12 protein-coding genes and 1 pseudogene are annotated in these 14,775 nt (G+C 38.0%); 5 read left to right on the forward strand and 8 right to left on the reverse strand.

Annotated features, from left to right (window positions below; genetic code table 11):
• Nucleotides 1-78: 78 nt before the first annotated feature.
• The 5 genes from PXG98_RS05015 to PXG98_RS05035 are packed head-to-tail and all read right to left on the reverse strand — an operon-like array spanning nt 79 to nt 6,119.
• Entirely contained in the window at nt 79-1,329 is a 1,251-nt protein-coding gene (locus PXG98_RS05015; protein ID WP_276389325.1) for an NAD(P)/FAD-dependent oxidoreductase, read from the reverse strand.
• Nucleotides 1,330-1,332: 3 nt separating this feature from the next.
• A complete protein-coding gene (locus tag PXG98_RS05020) occupies nt 1,333-2,340 on the reverse strand; it encodes a 4-hydroxyproline epimerase (RefSeq protein ID WP_276389326.1) in 1,008 nt (335 codons plus the stop codon).
• Nucleotides 2,341-2,349: 9 nt separating this feature from the next.
• Nucleotides 2,350-3,933: an aldehyde dehydrogenase (NADP(+)) gene (locus PXG98_RS05025; RefSeq protein WP_276389327.1), complete on the reverse strand. Its 1,584-nt coding sequence runs from the start codon at nt 3,931-3,933 to the stop codon at nt 2,350-2,352.
• 10 nt (nt 3,934-3,943) lie between these two features.
• Nucleotides 3,944-4,882, reverse strand: coding sequence for a dihydrodipicolinate synthase family protein (locus PXG98_RS05030; protein WP_276389328.1), 939 nt, complete (start codon nt 4,880-4,882; stop codon nt 3,944-3,946).
• A 58-nt stretch (nt 4,883-4,940) separates the two neighbouring features.
• The gene (locus tag PXG98_RS05035; protein ID WP_276389329.1) at nt 4,941-6,119 is read right to left on the reverse strand and encodes an aldose epimerase family protein; all 1,179 of its coding nucleotides are present in this window, start codon (nt 6,117-6,119) and stop codon (nt 4,941-4,943) included.
• Between the two features lie 169 nt (nt 6,120-6,288).
• On the opposite strand from PXG98_RS05035, the gene PXG98_RS05040 reads away from it, so the two are divergent.
• On the forward strand, nt 6,289-6,693 hold the full coding sequence (locus PXG98_RS05040) for a hypothetical protein (RefSeq protein ID WP_276389330.1): 405 nt from the start codon (nt 6,289-6,291) through the stop codon (nt 6,691-6,693).
• Nucleotides 6,694-6,709: 16 nt separating this feature from the next.
• On the opposite strand, the gene PXG98_RS05045 is transcribed toward PXG98_RS05040, so the two are convergent.
• Both PXG98_RS05045 and corA read right to left on the reverse strand, forming a co-directional pair.
• Nucleotides 6,710-8,257 (reverse strand): GMC family oxidoreductase, encoded by a 1,548-nt coding sequence (locus PXG98_RS05045; protein ID WP_276389331.1) that lies wholly within the window; start codon nt 8,255-8,257, stop codon nt 6,710-6,712.
• A 403-nt stretch (nt 8,258-8,660) separates the two neighbouring features.
• The gene (gene corA / locus PXG98_RS05050; RefSeq protein ID WP_276389332.1) at nt 8,661-9,728 is read right to left on the reverse strand and encodes a magnesium/cobalt transporter CorA; all 1,068 of its coding nucleotides are present in this window, start codon (nt 9,726-9,728) and stop codon (nt 8,661-8,663) included.
• Nucleotides 9,729-9,895: 167 nt separating this feature from the next.
• On the opposite strand from corA, the gene PXG98_RS05055 reads away from it, so the two are divergent.
• The 4 genes from PXG98_RS05055 to PXG98_RS05070 all read left to right on the forward strand — a co-directional run bounded on the left by PXG98_RS05055 (nt 9,896) and on the right by PXG98_RS05070 (nt 14,335).
• Entirely contained in the window at nt 9,896-10,867 is a 972-nt protein-coding gene (locus PXG98_RS05055) for a 2-dehydro-3-deoxygalactonokinase (protein WP_276389333.1), read from the forward strand.
• A complete protein-coding gene (locus PXG98_RS05060; RefSeq protein WP_276389334.1) occupies nt 10,864-11,493 on the forward strand; it encodes a bifunctional 4-hydroxy-2-oxoglutarate aldolase/2-dehydro-3-deoxy-phosphogluconate aldolase in 630 nt (209 codons plus the stop codon). The genes PXG98_RS05055 and PXG98_RS05060 overlap by 4 nt, the downstream gene beginning before the upstream one ends.
• A 181-nt stretch (nt 11,494-11,674) precedes the next feature.
• Nucleotides 11,675-13,585 carry a fumarate reductase/succinate dehydrogenase flavoprotein subunit gene (locus PXG98_RS05065; protein WP_276389335.1) on the forward strand — a complete coding sequence of 637 codons (1,911 nt, stop codon included), beginning with the start codon at nt 11,675-11,677 and terminating at the stop codon, nt 13,583-13,585.
• Nucleotides 13,586-13,591: 6 nt separating this feature from the next.
• Nucleotides 13,592-14,335, forward strand: coding sequence for a succinate dehydrogenase/fumarate reductase iron-sulfur subunit (locus PXG98_RS05070; RefSeq protein WP_276389336.1), 744 nt, complete (start codon nt 13,592-13,594; stop codon nt 14,333-14,335).
• 62 nt (nt 14,336-14,397) lie between these two features.
• On the opposite strand, the pseudogene PXG98_RS05075 reads toward PXG98_RS05070, so the two are convergent.
• A pseudogene (locus PXG98_RS05075) lies at nt 14,398-14,775 on the reverse strand (bacteriorhodopsin); the annotation flags it as partial.

Raw genomic sequence — 14,775 nt, forward strand, 5'->3', positions numbered from 1 at the left:
TTTTTACTGTATTAATGTACAAAAAAGATTGCCATAGTAAATGGGTGGCAAAACTATAAAGGAGATTTTCTATACCACTTAAAAGCGTCTATCGGGGCTAAATGGAGCAATATCCATGGAAAGGTTTTCTTTGTTCAAGATTTCCGAGACTAATTTTCCCGTAGCAGGACCTAAGCTCCAGCCCATCATGGCGTGTCCGGTAGCAAAGGTAAAATTGTCATATTTTTTTGTTCTTCCAATGTAGGGTAGCCCGTCCGGTGAAACTGGTCTTAGTCCACTTTTGGCATTACTTAGATCATGAGAATCTATTCTTATTTCCGGATAATAGTCTCTTGCGGCTCGTCCTATTGCTGCCACCCTTTCTTTTCTAATAATGTTGTTGATTCCTGAGAATTCCATGGTACCTGCAAAACGCGTATACTCTTTCATTGGTGTAACCGCGGCTTTGGCTTCCATTAATACCGCCGGCAGTCTAATCCCTGTGGGTTTGGCAACATTGATGGCATAACCTTTTCCTGCTTGTAGAGAAATAGGGATGTCTAAAAGCTTAGCTAGATTACCGCTCCATGATCCTGCTGCCATCACAACTTCATCGGCCTCATAGGTGTTGCTTTTTGTGCTAACCGATACAATTCGGTGATTCGATCTTTTTATTTTAATGACTTCCTGATTGGTCATTATTTTCACTCCTACACTTTTTAGGTAATCTAATAGTTTGGGCATTATTTCTGTGGGAGTGGTGTGTGCATCACAAACATAGTGAATGGCACCTTTGGCATCAATTTCAACATCAGGCTCTAATTCTTTGAGGTCTTTGTAATTCAAAGAATTCACTTCTAAGCCCAGAAATTTCGCCTTGTCTGCTACTTCCATTTCTTTTTCTCCGGCCTTATCTGTTTTATAGAGCATTAGAAGACCTTTTTTTGCTAACTGAAAGCTTCCCAAATCTTCTGAGGTTCTCAGCTCTTCATACAGGGTTTTGCTAAGAATGTTTATGTCTTTAATCACAGGAATCGCCAGGTTCACTTTTTTATGCGTGGATGACTTATGAAAATTCCACGACCACTTAAAAAAATCTGTATCCCACCGGGGTTTCATATAAAAAGGACTAGAAGAATTAAACATCCATTTCAATCCTTTGGCGATCATCCCGGGCGAGGCTAGCGGAATGATATGGCTAGGGGTAATATATCCCGCATTGACAAAGGAAGCACCGGAGCGTATATCTGCCTTATCAATAACGGTAACCTGGTGTCCAGATTTGTGTAAATAATAAGCAGAACTTAAGCCTACAATTCCACCTCCTATAATTACTACTTCTTTTCCCATTGTTTAAATTACTTGAAAACCAAGAGCAAAAGGATCCTCCTGGTCAATTGTTATGGTATTATATCCGTAAATTCGTGCCCACCCCTGTATACTGGGAATAATAGCAGGAATACCATTTACACTAGATATTGCTTCTATTTTTCCAACAAAAGTAGAACCTATAAAACTCTCGTGAATAAACTCCTCTTTAAGGTGTAATAAGCCCTTGGAATGCCATTGAGCCATCCTAGCAGAAGTACCGGTGCCGCAGGGCGATCTATCTATGGCTTTGTCACCGTAAAAAACTGCGTTTCGGGCAGTAGACTTATCACTTATTGTTTTCCCTGTCCATAGAATATGAGATACGCCATTTATAGTGCTATTTTCTGGATGAATAAATTCTTCTGGATATCTTTTGTTTATCTCTTTTCTTAGTTGATAACTCATTGTAATTAACTCGCTGGCCGAAAAGAATTCTAATCCTTCAAAATTATCTTGAACATCAATGATAGCATAAAAATTTCCACCGTAAGCGACATCGAAAACGAGTTCCCCTAAAACATCGCTATTAATTTTTAAGTCTCTCTTGGCCAAAAAAGACTTTATATTATTAAACTTAACCCAGATAACTTTCCCATTTTTTAGACAATAGGAAACATGAATTAAACCTGCGGGTGTTTCAAGTTTTATTTTCCCGGGGGTTTTCGGTTTAATGAGCCCTTCTTCCAAACCAATAGTGATGGCCCCAATGGTTCCATGTCCACACATGGGCAAACATCCACTGGTTTCCATAAATAAAAGACCCAAATCATTAGAAGGATCTGATGGTTCAAGGAAAAAACCACCACTCATCATGTCGTGACCACGGGGTTCGAACATTAGACCTTTTCTAATCCAATCAAATTCCCGTATAAAATGCTGTCTTTTTTCACTCATATTTTTCCCTTTCAGCTCTGGAAACCCTTTTGTAATTAGTCGCACGGGATTTCCACAGGTATGAGCGTCTATACAGCTGAAAGTTGTTTTTGTCATAGAAAAAGACTAAATCTTGGAATCAGTATAGGAACCGTTTACAAATCTTAGAATATTAAGTGGGTTCTCATTTTTTAAAGCATCAGGTAATTGTTCATTTGGCCAGTTTTGATATGAAAATGGCCGTACCCATCTTTTTATGGCGTTTGTTCCAACCGCTGTAAACCTGCTATCACTAGAAGCTGGGAAAGGCCCTCCATGTACCATAGAAGGGCATACCTCAACCCCAGTTGGAACACCATTGTATATTATTCTACCAACTCTTTGTGCCATAGCATCTATTACCTCGGAATAAGTCTTTAATTCATTGCTGTCTCCCAGAACGGTGCCGGTTAATTGTCCTTCCAGCTCCTTGATAATATCCTGTATTTCCTCCGGACTTTCACATTCTACAACAATAGAAAACGGACCAAATACTTCCTGATGGAGCTTAGGGTTTTGAGAAAAATCTTTTCCACTCACACTTAAAACCAATTGCTGGGCAAAATAGGATGGATTTTCTGAACTAGGGGAATTAAGCTGTGTTATCCCCTCCTGTGCAACAGCCTCTTTTTTTCCTTTTTCATAGTTGTCATAAATTGTAGGATGCAGCATGCAACTTGGATCTAATGCAGCTATGTCTTTACCAAGAGTTGTTTTAAAATTATCCAAACTTTTCCCTTTTACGCCAAAAATTAAACCGGGATTTGTACAGAACTGACCCGCTCCAAGCATAATTGATGACGCGTATTGATTAGCCCAATATGCACCATTTTCTGATAATGCGGAAGGAAAAATAAGGACAGGATTTACACTACCCATTTCCGCAAATACAGGAATTGGCTCCGCCCTCTCATTGGCTAATTTATATAGGGCTGTACCTCCTTTTATGCTTCCGGTAAAACCAACTGCTGTTATTCCTGGATGTTTTACCAGAGCTTGTCCCACTTCAATGCCACTACTATTTAAGTTAGAAAAAACACCATTTGGCATATCTGTTTTCTTTGCCGCACTTATGATAGCAGAAGCAACTAATTCACCTGTCGCAGCGTGCATAGGGTGACTTTTAACAATTACTGGGCACCCTGCTGCCAAAGCACTAGCAGTATCCCCGCCGGCTGTTGAATAGGCAAGAGGAAAATTACTGGATCCAAAAACGGCTACTGGCCCTATTGGAATAAGCATTTTTCTCAGGTCTGGTTTTGGGATCGGAGAACGATCAGGGATTGCCGTATCTATACTAGCCTCTACCCAAGAACCATCTTCCAATGCATTGGCAAAAGATCTTAACTGACCAACGGTTCTTCCTCTTTCTCCTTTGGCTCTTCCTTCCGGTAGTGCAGTTTCCTTTGAATAGGTTTCAATTAATGTATTTCCTAATGCCTCTATTTCATCTGCAATAACTCTTAAGAATCCAGCACGTCTTGCCGGGGAGATATTTCGGTAACTGATAAAGGCATTTTGAGCGAGCCTGGCTGCCTCCTCCAATTCTTCCTGAGTTGCCTCATAAAAGGTCCATTCATTAGTAATACCCAATCTTGGGTTAAAAGTTTTGTATGTCTTTTCGCCTTTAGAAGATCTTTTGTTCCCCAAATAGTTTTGTCCTGTAATCATATTTGTGTTTTTAGGCAGTTCTGTGCGATGTTTCAAGGTTTAAAATATACTTGGAGACATCAGGTCTGTTTTCCAATCCATTGTTAATTATTTCAAGAACCCTTTCACGCTCAACTCCACGTAATGGTAATCTTGGAGCTCTTACTTTTTCCGTTCCAATACCTGTTGCTACTTCAGCTAACTTAATATTTTGGACTAGTTGAGGGCTAATATCAAGTTCTAGTAGGGGTAAGAACCAGCGGTAAACAGCAAGTGCCTTACTAATCTCCCCTGCCTGTATTAGATTGTATATTGCGACGGTTTCTTCAGGAAAGGCACAAACCAATCCTGCTACCCATCCATCGGCCCCCATTAAAATACTTTCCATTCCTAGAGTGTCTACCCCAGTTAAAACCTTTAACCTCGAGCCAAAAGCATTCCTTAATCTTGTAATATTTGAGATATCCCTTGTCGATTCTTTAACGGCTTGAATGTTGTTACAGGACAATAAATCCTGAAACATATCCAAAGTTACTTCAATGCCATAATCAATTGGGTTGTTGTAAATCATAATAGGCAAATCTGTATTTTGGGCGATGGTCTTTAGATAGGTCACCGTTTCAAAAGAATCCGCCTTATATCGCATGGGAGGCAACACCATTAAGCCACTAGCTCCGTTATTAGCCGCATGTTCTACAGCTTTAACTGCCCCTTTAGTTGATTGTTCGGCGATATTTATTATTACGGGAACTTTTCCTTGTACATATTCCACTGCGGTCTGTACCAGGATTTTCTTTTCATCGTCGCTTAGGGTACTTGCTTCTCCCAGTGTTCCGCCAAGTACCACGCCGGTAACGCCGGCCTTGATTTGGGCATTTAAATTTATCTTGAACATGTCAAGATCTAAAGTGTCTTTGTCCGTAAATTTGGTGGTTAGCGCTGGCATAACCCCTTTCCATTCGAATGTCATAATTAATTTTTTCGGATTAATGGATTTATAAAACCTCTCTTTTGCTTTCTTTTATTACTTATTCTGAAACATCAAACTTATATACCGTAGTTGATTTATAAGTTTCTCCCGGTTGTAGTAGGGTTGATGGGAATTCTGGTTGATTGGGTGAGTCTGGAAAGTATTGGGTTTCCAGGCAAAAAGCACCATTTTTTTCATGAGGTTCCCCATTTTTTCCTGAGCTACTACCATTTAAAAAATTTCCTCCATATAATTGCATCCCTGGTTTGGAGGTATACACTTCCATAATTCTTCCAGATTGTACTTCCTCTACTCTTGCTGCTAAAACAAGTCCTTCTTTATTTGTCGGTGTCTTATTTAGTACAAAATTATGGTCATAACCACCCCCAAGAATAATTTGTTCATGTTGGCTGTCTAAACCTTCTTTTAGCACTTTTGGCTCCTGAAAATCCAAAGGTGTTCCATCAACACTTTCCAAAGTGCCAATAGGAATTAGACCGGCGTCGACCGGTGTATAATATGCTGCATTAATAAACATAACATGATCGTTAACATCACCCTTGCCTTCTCCTTTTAAATTAAAGTAGGAGTGATTGGTTAAGTTTACAACAGTAGTTTGGTCTGTATTGGCCTCATAAACAATTTTCAATTCATTGGAATCGGTTAAGGTATACGTAACAGTTACGTCTAGGTTACCCGGATAGCCTTCTTCCATATGTGCGGAAATTCTTTGGAATTTAACGCTATTGGAAGCCAGCATTTCTCCTTTCCAAATAACACTTTCAAAACCAATTAAACCGCCATGTAAATGATTTTCGCCATTGTTGATCGCTAATTGATAATCTTTGCCTTCTATGCTAAACTTTCCCTTAGCTATTCTATTTCCATAGCGCCCGATAACGGCGCCAAAATTATTTTTAGGCCCATTCATATAATCATCAAGAGTTGGAAGTCCTAAAACTACATCTTCCAATTTACCATTCTTGTCTGGCACATGCAAGGCAATAAGACGCTGTCCGTAATTAGTAAAGTCTGCCTTTATGCCATTTTTATTTATTATTGTATAGAGTTGAATACTATCTTTCCCAACAATTTTGGAGAAATCACTGGATAATATTTCATTTTCATAAACCTGCTGCTGTATAGCTGGAATATTTTCTTCCGCTTTTCTGGATTGCTTGCAACTGATAATTTGCATGCCGATAAGGACTAATAAAACATAAGATAATCTATTCATATTCTTGGATTAATTAAGACGAATAAAAGTAGGAAAAAGTTATAAGCTAAACAGAGATGTTATTAAGTTAATTTTGATAACAGTATGCTTTCTAACCTTGAATTAAGGTAACTCATCTATTTATCGATCTTTTTAACTCAGATTATGCTTATTTTTAAAGATGCAAAAAATGATAATCTTAATGATTATTGGGATTTTTCTTTGGTCTTCCAAAGGCTACTCACAAATAGAAGAAGACAAGGCTCTTCATTTTGCAGCTGGTGCTTTTGCCGGTGGGGCAGGTGCCCTAATTGCCTCCAAAATAACCAAAAGGAATAGATTCTGGACGGTTACTGGTTCCGTAGCAGGAAGTTTACTAGCCGGTCTTGCTAAGGAAGCAATAGACAAAGGGAATGGAGGAGAATGGGATAATGGAGATGTAGGTGCTACTGTTCTTGGAGGTGTAGTAGTGGGAGTTAGTATTGAATTGTTTTCGAAGAAAGAAGGAAAATTTTACGTAAAAAGGGATAAGAAGAAAAAATCGAAAAAGAATACTATCGATACCACTGTATTAGATTTGCAGCCCGGATATTGAGAGGATATTTTTTTGCTTACAGGGATTTATCCACAATTCTTTCCGTTAAGGCCAGAGCACTCAAGGTGGTATTGGCATGACTTGAAGTAGGAAATACCGCAGAACCAGCAATCCATACATTGGATGTACCCCATACTTTACAATATTCATCAACTACCCCGTCTTCCTTACTTTTAGACATGCGCATGCCGCCACATTGATGGCTTGTGTCTCTAAATGTATTTAAAAAGGTACTGTTTGAAGGATGAATATCTTTAGGAATTTCTATTTCCGCCACTTCTAATTCTTTTAAGTAGTCGTTCAGTTCCATCGTCATATCGTGTACTGCCCGCATTTCTTCCCCATTCCAATCCCAGTGAATATGAACTTTATAAAGTCCGTTGGGCAGTTTTTCTTTTTTTGAAATGGTGATGTACGACTCTACAATTGGAATTTGTTCTGTCTGAACAATAACATATGTGCCTTCATCTGCTAATCGATGAACCCTATTCTGAAGAAAATACTTTGTAGATAAACTAAATAGGTATCCTTTTATCTTGTTTATGTTTTTTATAAAAGTAACTAGATCATTTACTGTATTTCTTATGCCAAAATCTCTAATAAAGCTCCTAATTTCATTCACTACTTCCTCTTGCTTAGAGTAATAAATAAAGAAGGCAACGGCTCCATTTTGAAGTTTCGAGCGGTGTTTATCATTAAAAATAAAACGTTGCTGCACCCTGGTGCCTTTAATTATTCTTTCTTCGAAAAGCTTTTTGAACTTTTTATCGTTCCGAATTTTTAGTTTTCCAACCTCCCCTTTTAAATGGTCTTGGAAATATTGCCCAATATTTGGATTAGAACTCCATGGGACTTGGGTATTTAACTTTGTAGAAAGAAAGAATTGATTAATACCTATAGTTCCCGAAGCAAAAATAAATTTTTCTCCTTTTACACTAAACTCTACACCATTAGTTGAGATACAGCGTAATTCTTCTGCACAGTCGTCCTTAAAACGCATTTCAAAGGCAGTGGTGTTTGTAATAATATTTACATTATCACTTTCAATTTCTTTTTTGAATAGACGTGAGAAATTTTGACTTTTGTGCTTTAATGTATGAATATAGGTGCTTTCTAGCTTGTGTTCCCCGTTTAACGATGTTCTAAATATGCGGTTGTAGTATTCTTTGGATGGAATTTGATTTATTCCTAAAGCCGCATACACGTCTGCATAGTATTTTCTGACTTCCTGATAGGATATGGGCCAATTCTGTCCTGGCCTTTTAAAATCAACCTCATCAAATTCAACTAAAGCACCATACCAAGCAACGCTTGTACCTCCGATACCAGAATACCGGCTGTTTATTGTGCCTTGATGATCCTTTCCTATACTTTTTGAAGTTTCTTCATTTCCATCTGCCATTGGATACTTGCCTCCCGCTTCGATCACCAAAATCGACTTCTTTGGATATTTCTTTCTCAGTCTTGAAGCCATATACAGTCCAAGAGTTCCCGCGCCGACTATGACAAAGTGAGAATCTAAGATATCCGATGCGCTGTCTATAGAATTACCGTTAAAAATCATATCCGAAATTTAGTTTTAGACCTGTACTGATTTAAGTACGAGGTATTAAACACAAATTTTGAAAAATGTACTGTAAGTGAGATAGGATACAAACAAGGCAGAGAGTAAAGATGTAAAGATGGCTTATTCAATAGTCTTGTTGGTTTATTTATTGAACTATAAAGAGTTCAGAAATACATTTTTCTAAAGTATTTATAGTAGAATTAATAATATGTTTAATTATTTAACGAAAAAGTATTAAGAATATTGACTTATTGCGTTAAAGGCTAACATTTTATAAAATTAATAAAAAGTATTATATAACGCCAACACCATATTTTTAAAAGAATATTCTAGGGTTTAGAAATAGCGAAGCCTTAGTAGAGGTAGCTTTGACACACTAGATTGGCCACTATTAAATTAGCTAGAACCATCTCTTTCTTTTAAAATAATAGGCCATACCAAAAAACACCAATACCATTACACCCCAGAGAATGAAATAGCCATATGGATTATGAAGTTCAGGCATATAATCGAAATTCATGCCATAGACTCCAGCAATAAAACTCAAGGGGATGAATATGGTAGCAATAATAGTTAGTACTTTCATTACTTCATTCATTCGATTGCTTAAGGTTGTCATATGCATATCCATCAGACTCCAAATAAGCTCTCTTTGTAAATCAATGCTTTCGGAAACCTGAATTATATGGTCGTGTAAATCTCGTATATATAACACAGTACTATCGGATAATAGGGTTTGATCTACTTTATTCATTTGATTGACTACTTCTCTTAAAGGATAGACTGCTCTTCGAATTCTTAATATTTCTCGCTTTAAGGCATGTATTTCCTGTACGAGATCCTTATTTGTATGTGGACTAAATAGGTTTTCCTCTAGGGCCTCTATTTTATCTCCCATTACTTCCATTAAACTAAAGTAATTGTCTACAATAGCATCTATTAGTGTATAGAGCAAGTAATCTGCTCCCATAGAGCGTACTTTCCCCTTGCTATTTCTCAAGCGTTCTCTTAATTCGTCAAAAACATCCCCATCAGCTTCTTGAAAACTAAGCACATAGTTTTTCCCTTGAACAAAACTTACCGTTTCAAACCTTAGTTCTTGATCTTTGTTAAAATAGAGCATTTTAACCACTATAAATAGATAGTCCGAGTGCTCTTCTAGCTTAGGTCTTTGTTTGGTGTTTGCAATATCCTCTAGGACTAATGGATGAATCAAAAAATCTTTACCTAACCGGCCAATTTCTTTGGTATGATTTAGTCCATTAATATTTATCCAAGTAACTGTTTCCTTGTTCTCATACGAAAAAACCTCTTCTAGGTTTTTAAGGCGTTTTTCTTCAAATTGTAGCTTGTTATAGTCAAAGACATCAATAAAAAGACCTTTTTTAGACTTATTGCCAACGTAGGAAATGGTCCCTGGTGGTAAACCCGTGTTTATGTCAAGTGTTGAGTGGTGAATTTTTTTCATATTGATACAAGGTAAGCTATTTCCAAATTGAAATTAATGCATTTATAATCACTTTTTATTTGCAAATTCTTTTTACGATTAAAGTTAGAAAAAGGGAACCAAGTAATTTATTTATCTTGTGGCCAGACAATAATTAATAACGGTATTTCCTTACAATCCCCTAAATTATGAATGTATCTGAACAAATAATCTGTTGCGATTGGGGAACATCCAATTTTCGGCTTTATTTGGTGGTAAGGGAATCGGGAGCAATACTGGAAGAGTATGCAGATTCCGACGGAATTGCAAAAGTAAATAGCACTTGGCAAGGAAATCCGACTTTAGAAAAAGTAGAATTTTTTAGATTTTTCTTACAGGAAAAATTGGAAGATATTTCAAAAAACTGGAAAGCCACTCTGGCAAATTTGGATGTGGTTCTTTCGGGTATGGCATCCTCTTCCTTAGGTTTGATTGAAGTACCTTATACCTCGCTTCCATTTAATTTAAACATACCCAAATTAAATGTGAAATACTTAAAAAAAACTAATGCATACCGTAATGATTTGTATGTCTTTGGAGGGATAAAAAGCAATCATGACATTATTAGAGGGGAGGAGATTCAAATTTTGGGATTAAATGATTCTTTATCGATAAAAAAATACCTCTGCATTTTGCCAGGAACGCATTCCAAACATCTTTTTATAGACAAGGAAGAAGTGCTATCATTTAATACCTTTATGACGGGTGAAATCTTTGGATTGCTTAAAGAAAAGAGTATTCTAAAAAATTCTCTGTCAAATGACCGGGAGTTTAGTTTACAAGACAAAGCATATGTTGACGGAATAAGAGAGGGGTCAGAACAAAATCTTTTGGGAAGTCTCTTTAAAGTAAGAGCCAATCAGATACTTCACAATGTAGATAAAATAGCAAATGAGTCGTATTTAAACGGTCTGGTAATTGGTGCTGAATTAAAGGCAGTAATGGGATATAAAGGCCCTATTGTTCTCGCGGGCAGTGGAGTTTTCAGCTCCTTGTATGCACGGGCATTGGAAATCCTGAAACCAGATTTCGAACTTATAAGAATCGATGATCAAGACATGCGTAAGGCGGTGCCCAGAGGACAACTTTTTCTAATGAATAAACTAAAAGTAAAGAAATGATTAAATTTTCTGAAGCATTATTTATCCAAGTGCCGGTTATTGGAATTTTAAGAGGTTATAGTCTTAAAGAAGTTCTGCAGATAGTAAAGGTGTACCAGCAAGAAGGTTTTACCAATATTGAAATTACTATGAATACCCCGAATGCGACCGCTATAATTTCAGAGCTTTATAAACTCTATGGGGGTCAGTTAAATATTGGTGCAGGGACGGTTTTAACTAAAAAGCAGGTAGAAGAGGTGGTGAAGGCTGGAGCACAGTTTATTGTTAGTCCAATTACAGATATCTCGCTTATTGAATACTGTAATTCGATAAATACTCCGATATTTCCCGGGGCATACACCCCTTCGGAAATTTATAGTTGTTGGGAAGCCGGAGCCAGAATGGTTAAGGTATTTCCGGCCAGAGCTCTAGGACCTTCATATATAAGCGATGTAATGGCACCGCTAGAACAGCTAGAATTAATGCCAACAGGCGGCGTTACCTTAGAGAATATACAAGCATTCAAAAATGCTGGTGCAATGGCCTATGGAATGGGGGGTTATTTGTTTAAAGATTCTTTTATTCAGACTAAATATTGGGAAAAGCTCTCAACACATCTAGGAAATTTCAAAAAAGCCTTATACTAGCATAAAGAATACTTCTCAAAATAATCTTTTTAAAATTACTTACGAGTATTCCTTACTATTTTCTTTAAATTGTAGGTATGATTGTTAGGATATAAATAGAGGCCATAGGAATCTTATTTCTAAGCCTATTTATTATTTAAAGTGCGACTTTCATTTTCCACTTTTCTAAAGATAGAATTAAATGAATCTAAATGCCAAAATTCCCACAGGACCGCTAGAACAAAAGTGGCAAAATTACCAGCTTAAATCGCAACTTATCAATCCTGCAAACAAGAAAAAGCTAAAGGTAATTGTAGTTGGATCTGGTTTAGCTGGTGCAGGGGCCGCTTCAACCTTGGCCGAATTGGGATATGACATAGATTGTTTTTGCTACCAGGATTCTGCGCGAAGAGCTCATTCGGTAGCAGCTCAGGGAGGGATAAATGCTGCTAAAAATTACCAACATGACGGGGACAGTGTATACAGAATGTTCTATGACACCCTAAAAGGGGGAGACTTTAGATCTAGAGAGGCCAATACCTATAGATTGGCAGAACTTTCAGCTCCGCTTATTGATCATTATGTACAACAAGGGGTTCCTTTTGCCAGAGAATATGGAGGCACTTTAGTTAATAGAAGTTTTGGAGGAGTACAGGTACAGCGAACTTTTTATGCAAGAGGGCAAACCGGGCAGCAATTATTACTTGCTGCCTACTCTCAGCTGTATAAGATGGTAAAGGCCAAAAAAGTTACAATGCATCCCCGAACAGAGATGCTAGATTTAGTGGTAATTGATGGAAAGGCAAAAGGCATTATAGTTCGGGATTTGGTTAGTGGGGAGCTTAAAAAATTTGCCGCGGATGCTGTTGTTTTGGCTACGGGCGGATATTCTAGGGTATTTAGACTATCAACTCTGGCTATAGGATGTAATGGCAGTGCTATCTGGAAAGCACATAAGAGAGGTGCATTTTTCGGAGCACCCAGTTTTACGCAAATCCATCCAACGGCCCTGCCTCAGACTAGCGAGGCCCAGTCCAAGCTTACTTTAATGTCGGAGTCTTTGAGAAATGACGGCCGTATTTGGGTTCCAAAAACGACAAACGAAGATCGAAAGGCAAACGATATACCTGAACAAGAACGCGATTATTACTTGGAAAGAAGATACCCAAGTTTTGGAAATCTCGCACCCAGAGATATCGCATCTAGAGCGGCAAAAGAGCGTATTGATGCTGGTTTTGGTGTAGGTAGGTTAAAAAATGCCGTCTATCTAGACTTTAAACATGCCATAGAAAAGTTTGGATTAGAAACTATAAAAGATCGTTATGGGAATTTGTTTAAAATGTACAAAAAGATTACCGGAATTGATGCTTATCTAGAGCCCATGCAAATTTCTCCTGCGGCCCATTTTTCCATGGGAGGTTTATGGGTAGACTACGAATTAATGACCACGATACCCGGTTTATATGCCATTGGAGAATGTAATTTTTCGGATCATGGAGCAAATCGCTTGGGAGCAAATTCTTTATTGCAGGCTAGTGTGGATGGGTATTTCATTTTACCAAATACTATTAATAACTATTTAGCTAAGGAAATAAAGGAAAACCATCCAGATATTTCACATCCAAAGTTTGAGGAAGCTGAAAAGGAAATAAGGCAGCAAATACAAAAAATCATGGCAATCAGAGGCACAAAAACAGTTGATCATTTTCACAGAGAGTTAGGAAAGGTAATGTGGAACAATTGTGCGATGAGCAGAAGTAAAAAAGGTTTGGAAGAAGCCATTAAAGAAATAAAACAAATCCGTGAAGGTTTTTGGGAAGATGTAAAAATTACTGGGTCTGCCGATGAATTAAATCCAGAATTAGAAAAGGCTTTAAGGCTGGCAGATTTTATAGAACTAGGTCTTTTAATGTGCACAGATGCCTTAGAAAGAAAGGAATCTTGTGGAGCACATTTTAGAGAGGAGTTTCAAACAGAAGACGGAGAGGCATTAAGAATGGATGAAGATTATTCCTTTGTGTCTGCTTGGGAATTTGAAAAAGGAAATTTTAGACTACACAAAGAGAAACTAGAATTTGAATTTGTTAAACCATCGGTAAGAAGCTATAAGTAAGTGCATATGAAAGTATTGTTTAAAATCTGGAGACAAGAGGGGTACTCGGAAAAAGGGAAGTTACATGATTATGAAGTAGATGGTCTCACGGAAGACATGTCTTTTTTGGAAGCCCTAGATCATCTTAATGAGTTATTAGTCCTCAAGGGGGAGAAGGTAATTGCCTTTGAATATGATTGCCGAGAAGGCATATGCGGTCAGTGTGGGGTTTTTATTAATGGCCGTGCCCATGGACCTCATAATAATATTACTACCTGTCAATTACATATGCGGAGTTTTAAGGATGGAGACACTATTATTGTAGAACCATGGAGGGCAACGTCTTTTCCTGTCATTAAAGACCTTATGGTAGATAGGTCTGCCCTGGACCGGATCATTGAAAACGGCGCTTACATAAGTTCCAAAACCGGAACGGCACCCGAGGCCAACGCTATCCCAATCCCCAAAGAGTTGGCAGACAGGGCCATGGATGCTGCGGCGTGTATTGGATGCGGGGCATGTGTTGCCACATGTAAGAATGCCTCGGCGGCCTTGTTTACCTCGGCCAAGATTAACCACCTAAATAACCTGCCACAAGGAAAAGCAGAACAACATAGAAGAGTAAAAGAAATGACTTTTCAGATGGATAAAGAAGGGTTTGGCAGCTGTACTTTTACGGGTGCATGTGAAGTAGAATGCCCTGAAGGTATTTCTATTCTTAACATTGCAGAAATGAACGGGAGGCGGATTAAGGCAGAATTAAGAGATTAAAACTTAATAGCAGGAGGTAGAAAAGGTCCTAACTTAGAGTCAGGACCCGGGTTATTTGTTAATTAGGCTTCGACTTTTTTTCGCGAAGCTACAGCCGCGGCATATACTACAAGTCCAAAACCAATTTTGTTTATGGCGTCACCGATATTATAGATTACATCCATATTGAGTCCTTCAAAAATACCGTCATACCATCCGGTAGTTCCGTCCATATATCCAATAGGATAGATAGCCCATCCTACTAATACAAACCAGCATAACATTTTGTGTGCTTGCAGTACCGATCCACCAGCCTTGATGGCAAGTTTTTTTGCGGTACCAAACCAAATCTCGTATACTATGTAGAAATAGGCAATTCCTGAAACAAGTCCCCATAGTACTGGTCCTGAGCCTGAAGTGTATACGGCTTCTCCAAAGTAACCCGTAATTAGCAATATTGA

The sequence above is a fragment of the Eudoraea chungangensis genome (genome assembly GCF_029360665.1).
Classification (GTDB): Bacteria; Bacteroidota; Bacteroidia; order Flavobacteriales; family Flavobacteriaceae; genus Eudoraea; species Eudoraea chungangensis.

Coding starts and splice junctions, on each gene's coding strand:
- PXG98_RS05015 (WP_276389325.1), bottom strand. CDS start 1,329: ATGGGAAAAGAAGTAGTAATTATAGGAGGTGGAATTGTAGGCTTAAGT.
- PXG98_RS05020 (WP_276389326.1), bottom strand. CDS start 2,340: ATGACAAAAACAACTTTCAGCTGTATAGACGCTCATACCTGTGGAAAT.
- PXG98_RS05025 (WP_276389327.1), bottom strand. CDS start 3,933: ATGATTACAGGACAAAACTATTTGGGGAACAAAAGATCTTCTAAAGGC.
- PXG98_RS05030 (WP_276389328.1), bottom strand. CDS start 4,882: ATGACATTCGAATGGAAAGGGGTTATGCCAGCGCTAACCACCAAATTT.
- PXG98_RS05035 (WP_276389329.1), bottom strand. CDS start 6,119: ATGAATAGATTATCTTATGTTTTATTAGTCCTTATCGGCATGCAAATT.
- PXG98_RS05040 (WP_276389330.1), top strand. CDS start 6,289: ATGATAATCTTAATGATTATTGGGATTTTTCTTTGGTCTTCCAAAGGC.
- PXG98_RS05045 (WP_276389331.1), bottom strand. CDS start 8,257: ATGATTTTTAACGGTAATTCTATAGACAGCGCATCGGATATCTTAGAT.
- corA (WP_276389332.1), bottom strand. CDS start 9,728: ATGAAAAAAATTCACCACTCAACACTTGACATAAACACGGGTTTACCA.
- PXG98_RS05055 (WP_276389333.1), top strand. CDS start 9,896: ATGAATGTATCTGAACAAATAATCTGTTGCGATTGGGGAACATCCAAT.
- PXG98_RS05060 (WP_276389334.1), top strand. CDS start 10,864: ATGATTAAATTTTCTGAAGCATTATTTATCCAAGTGCCGGTTATTGGA.
- PXG98_RS05065 (WP_276389335.1), top strand. CDS start 11,675: ATGAATCTAAATGCCAAAATTCCCACAGGACCGCTAGAACAAAAGTGG.
- PXG98_RS05070 (WP_276389336.1), top strand. CDS start 13,592: ATGAAAGTATTGTTTAAAATCTGGAGACAAGAGGGGTACTCGGAAAAA.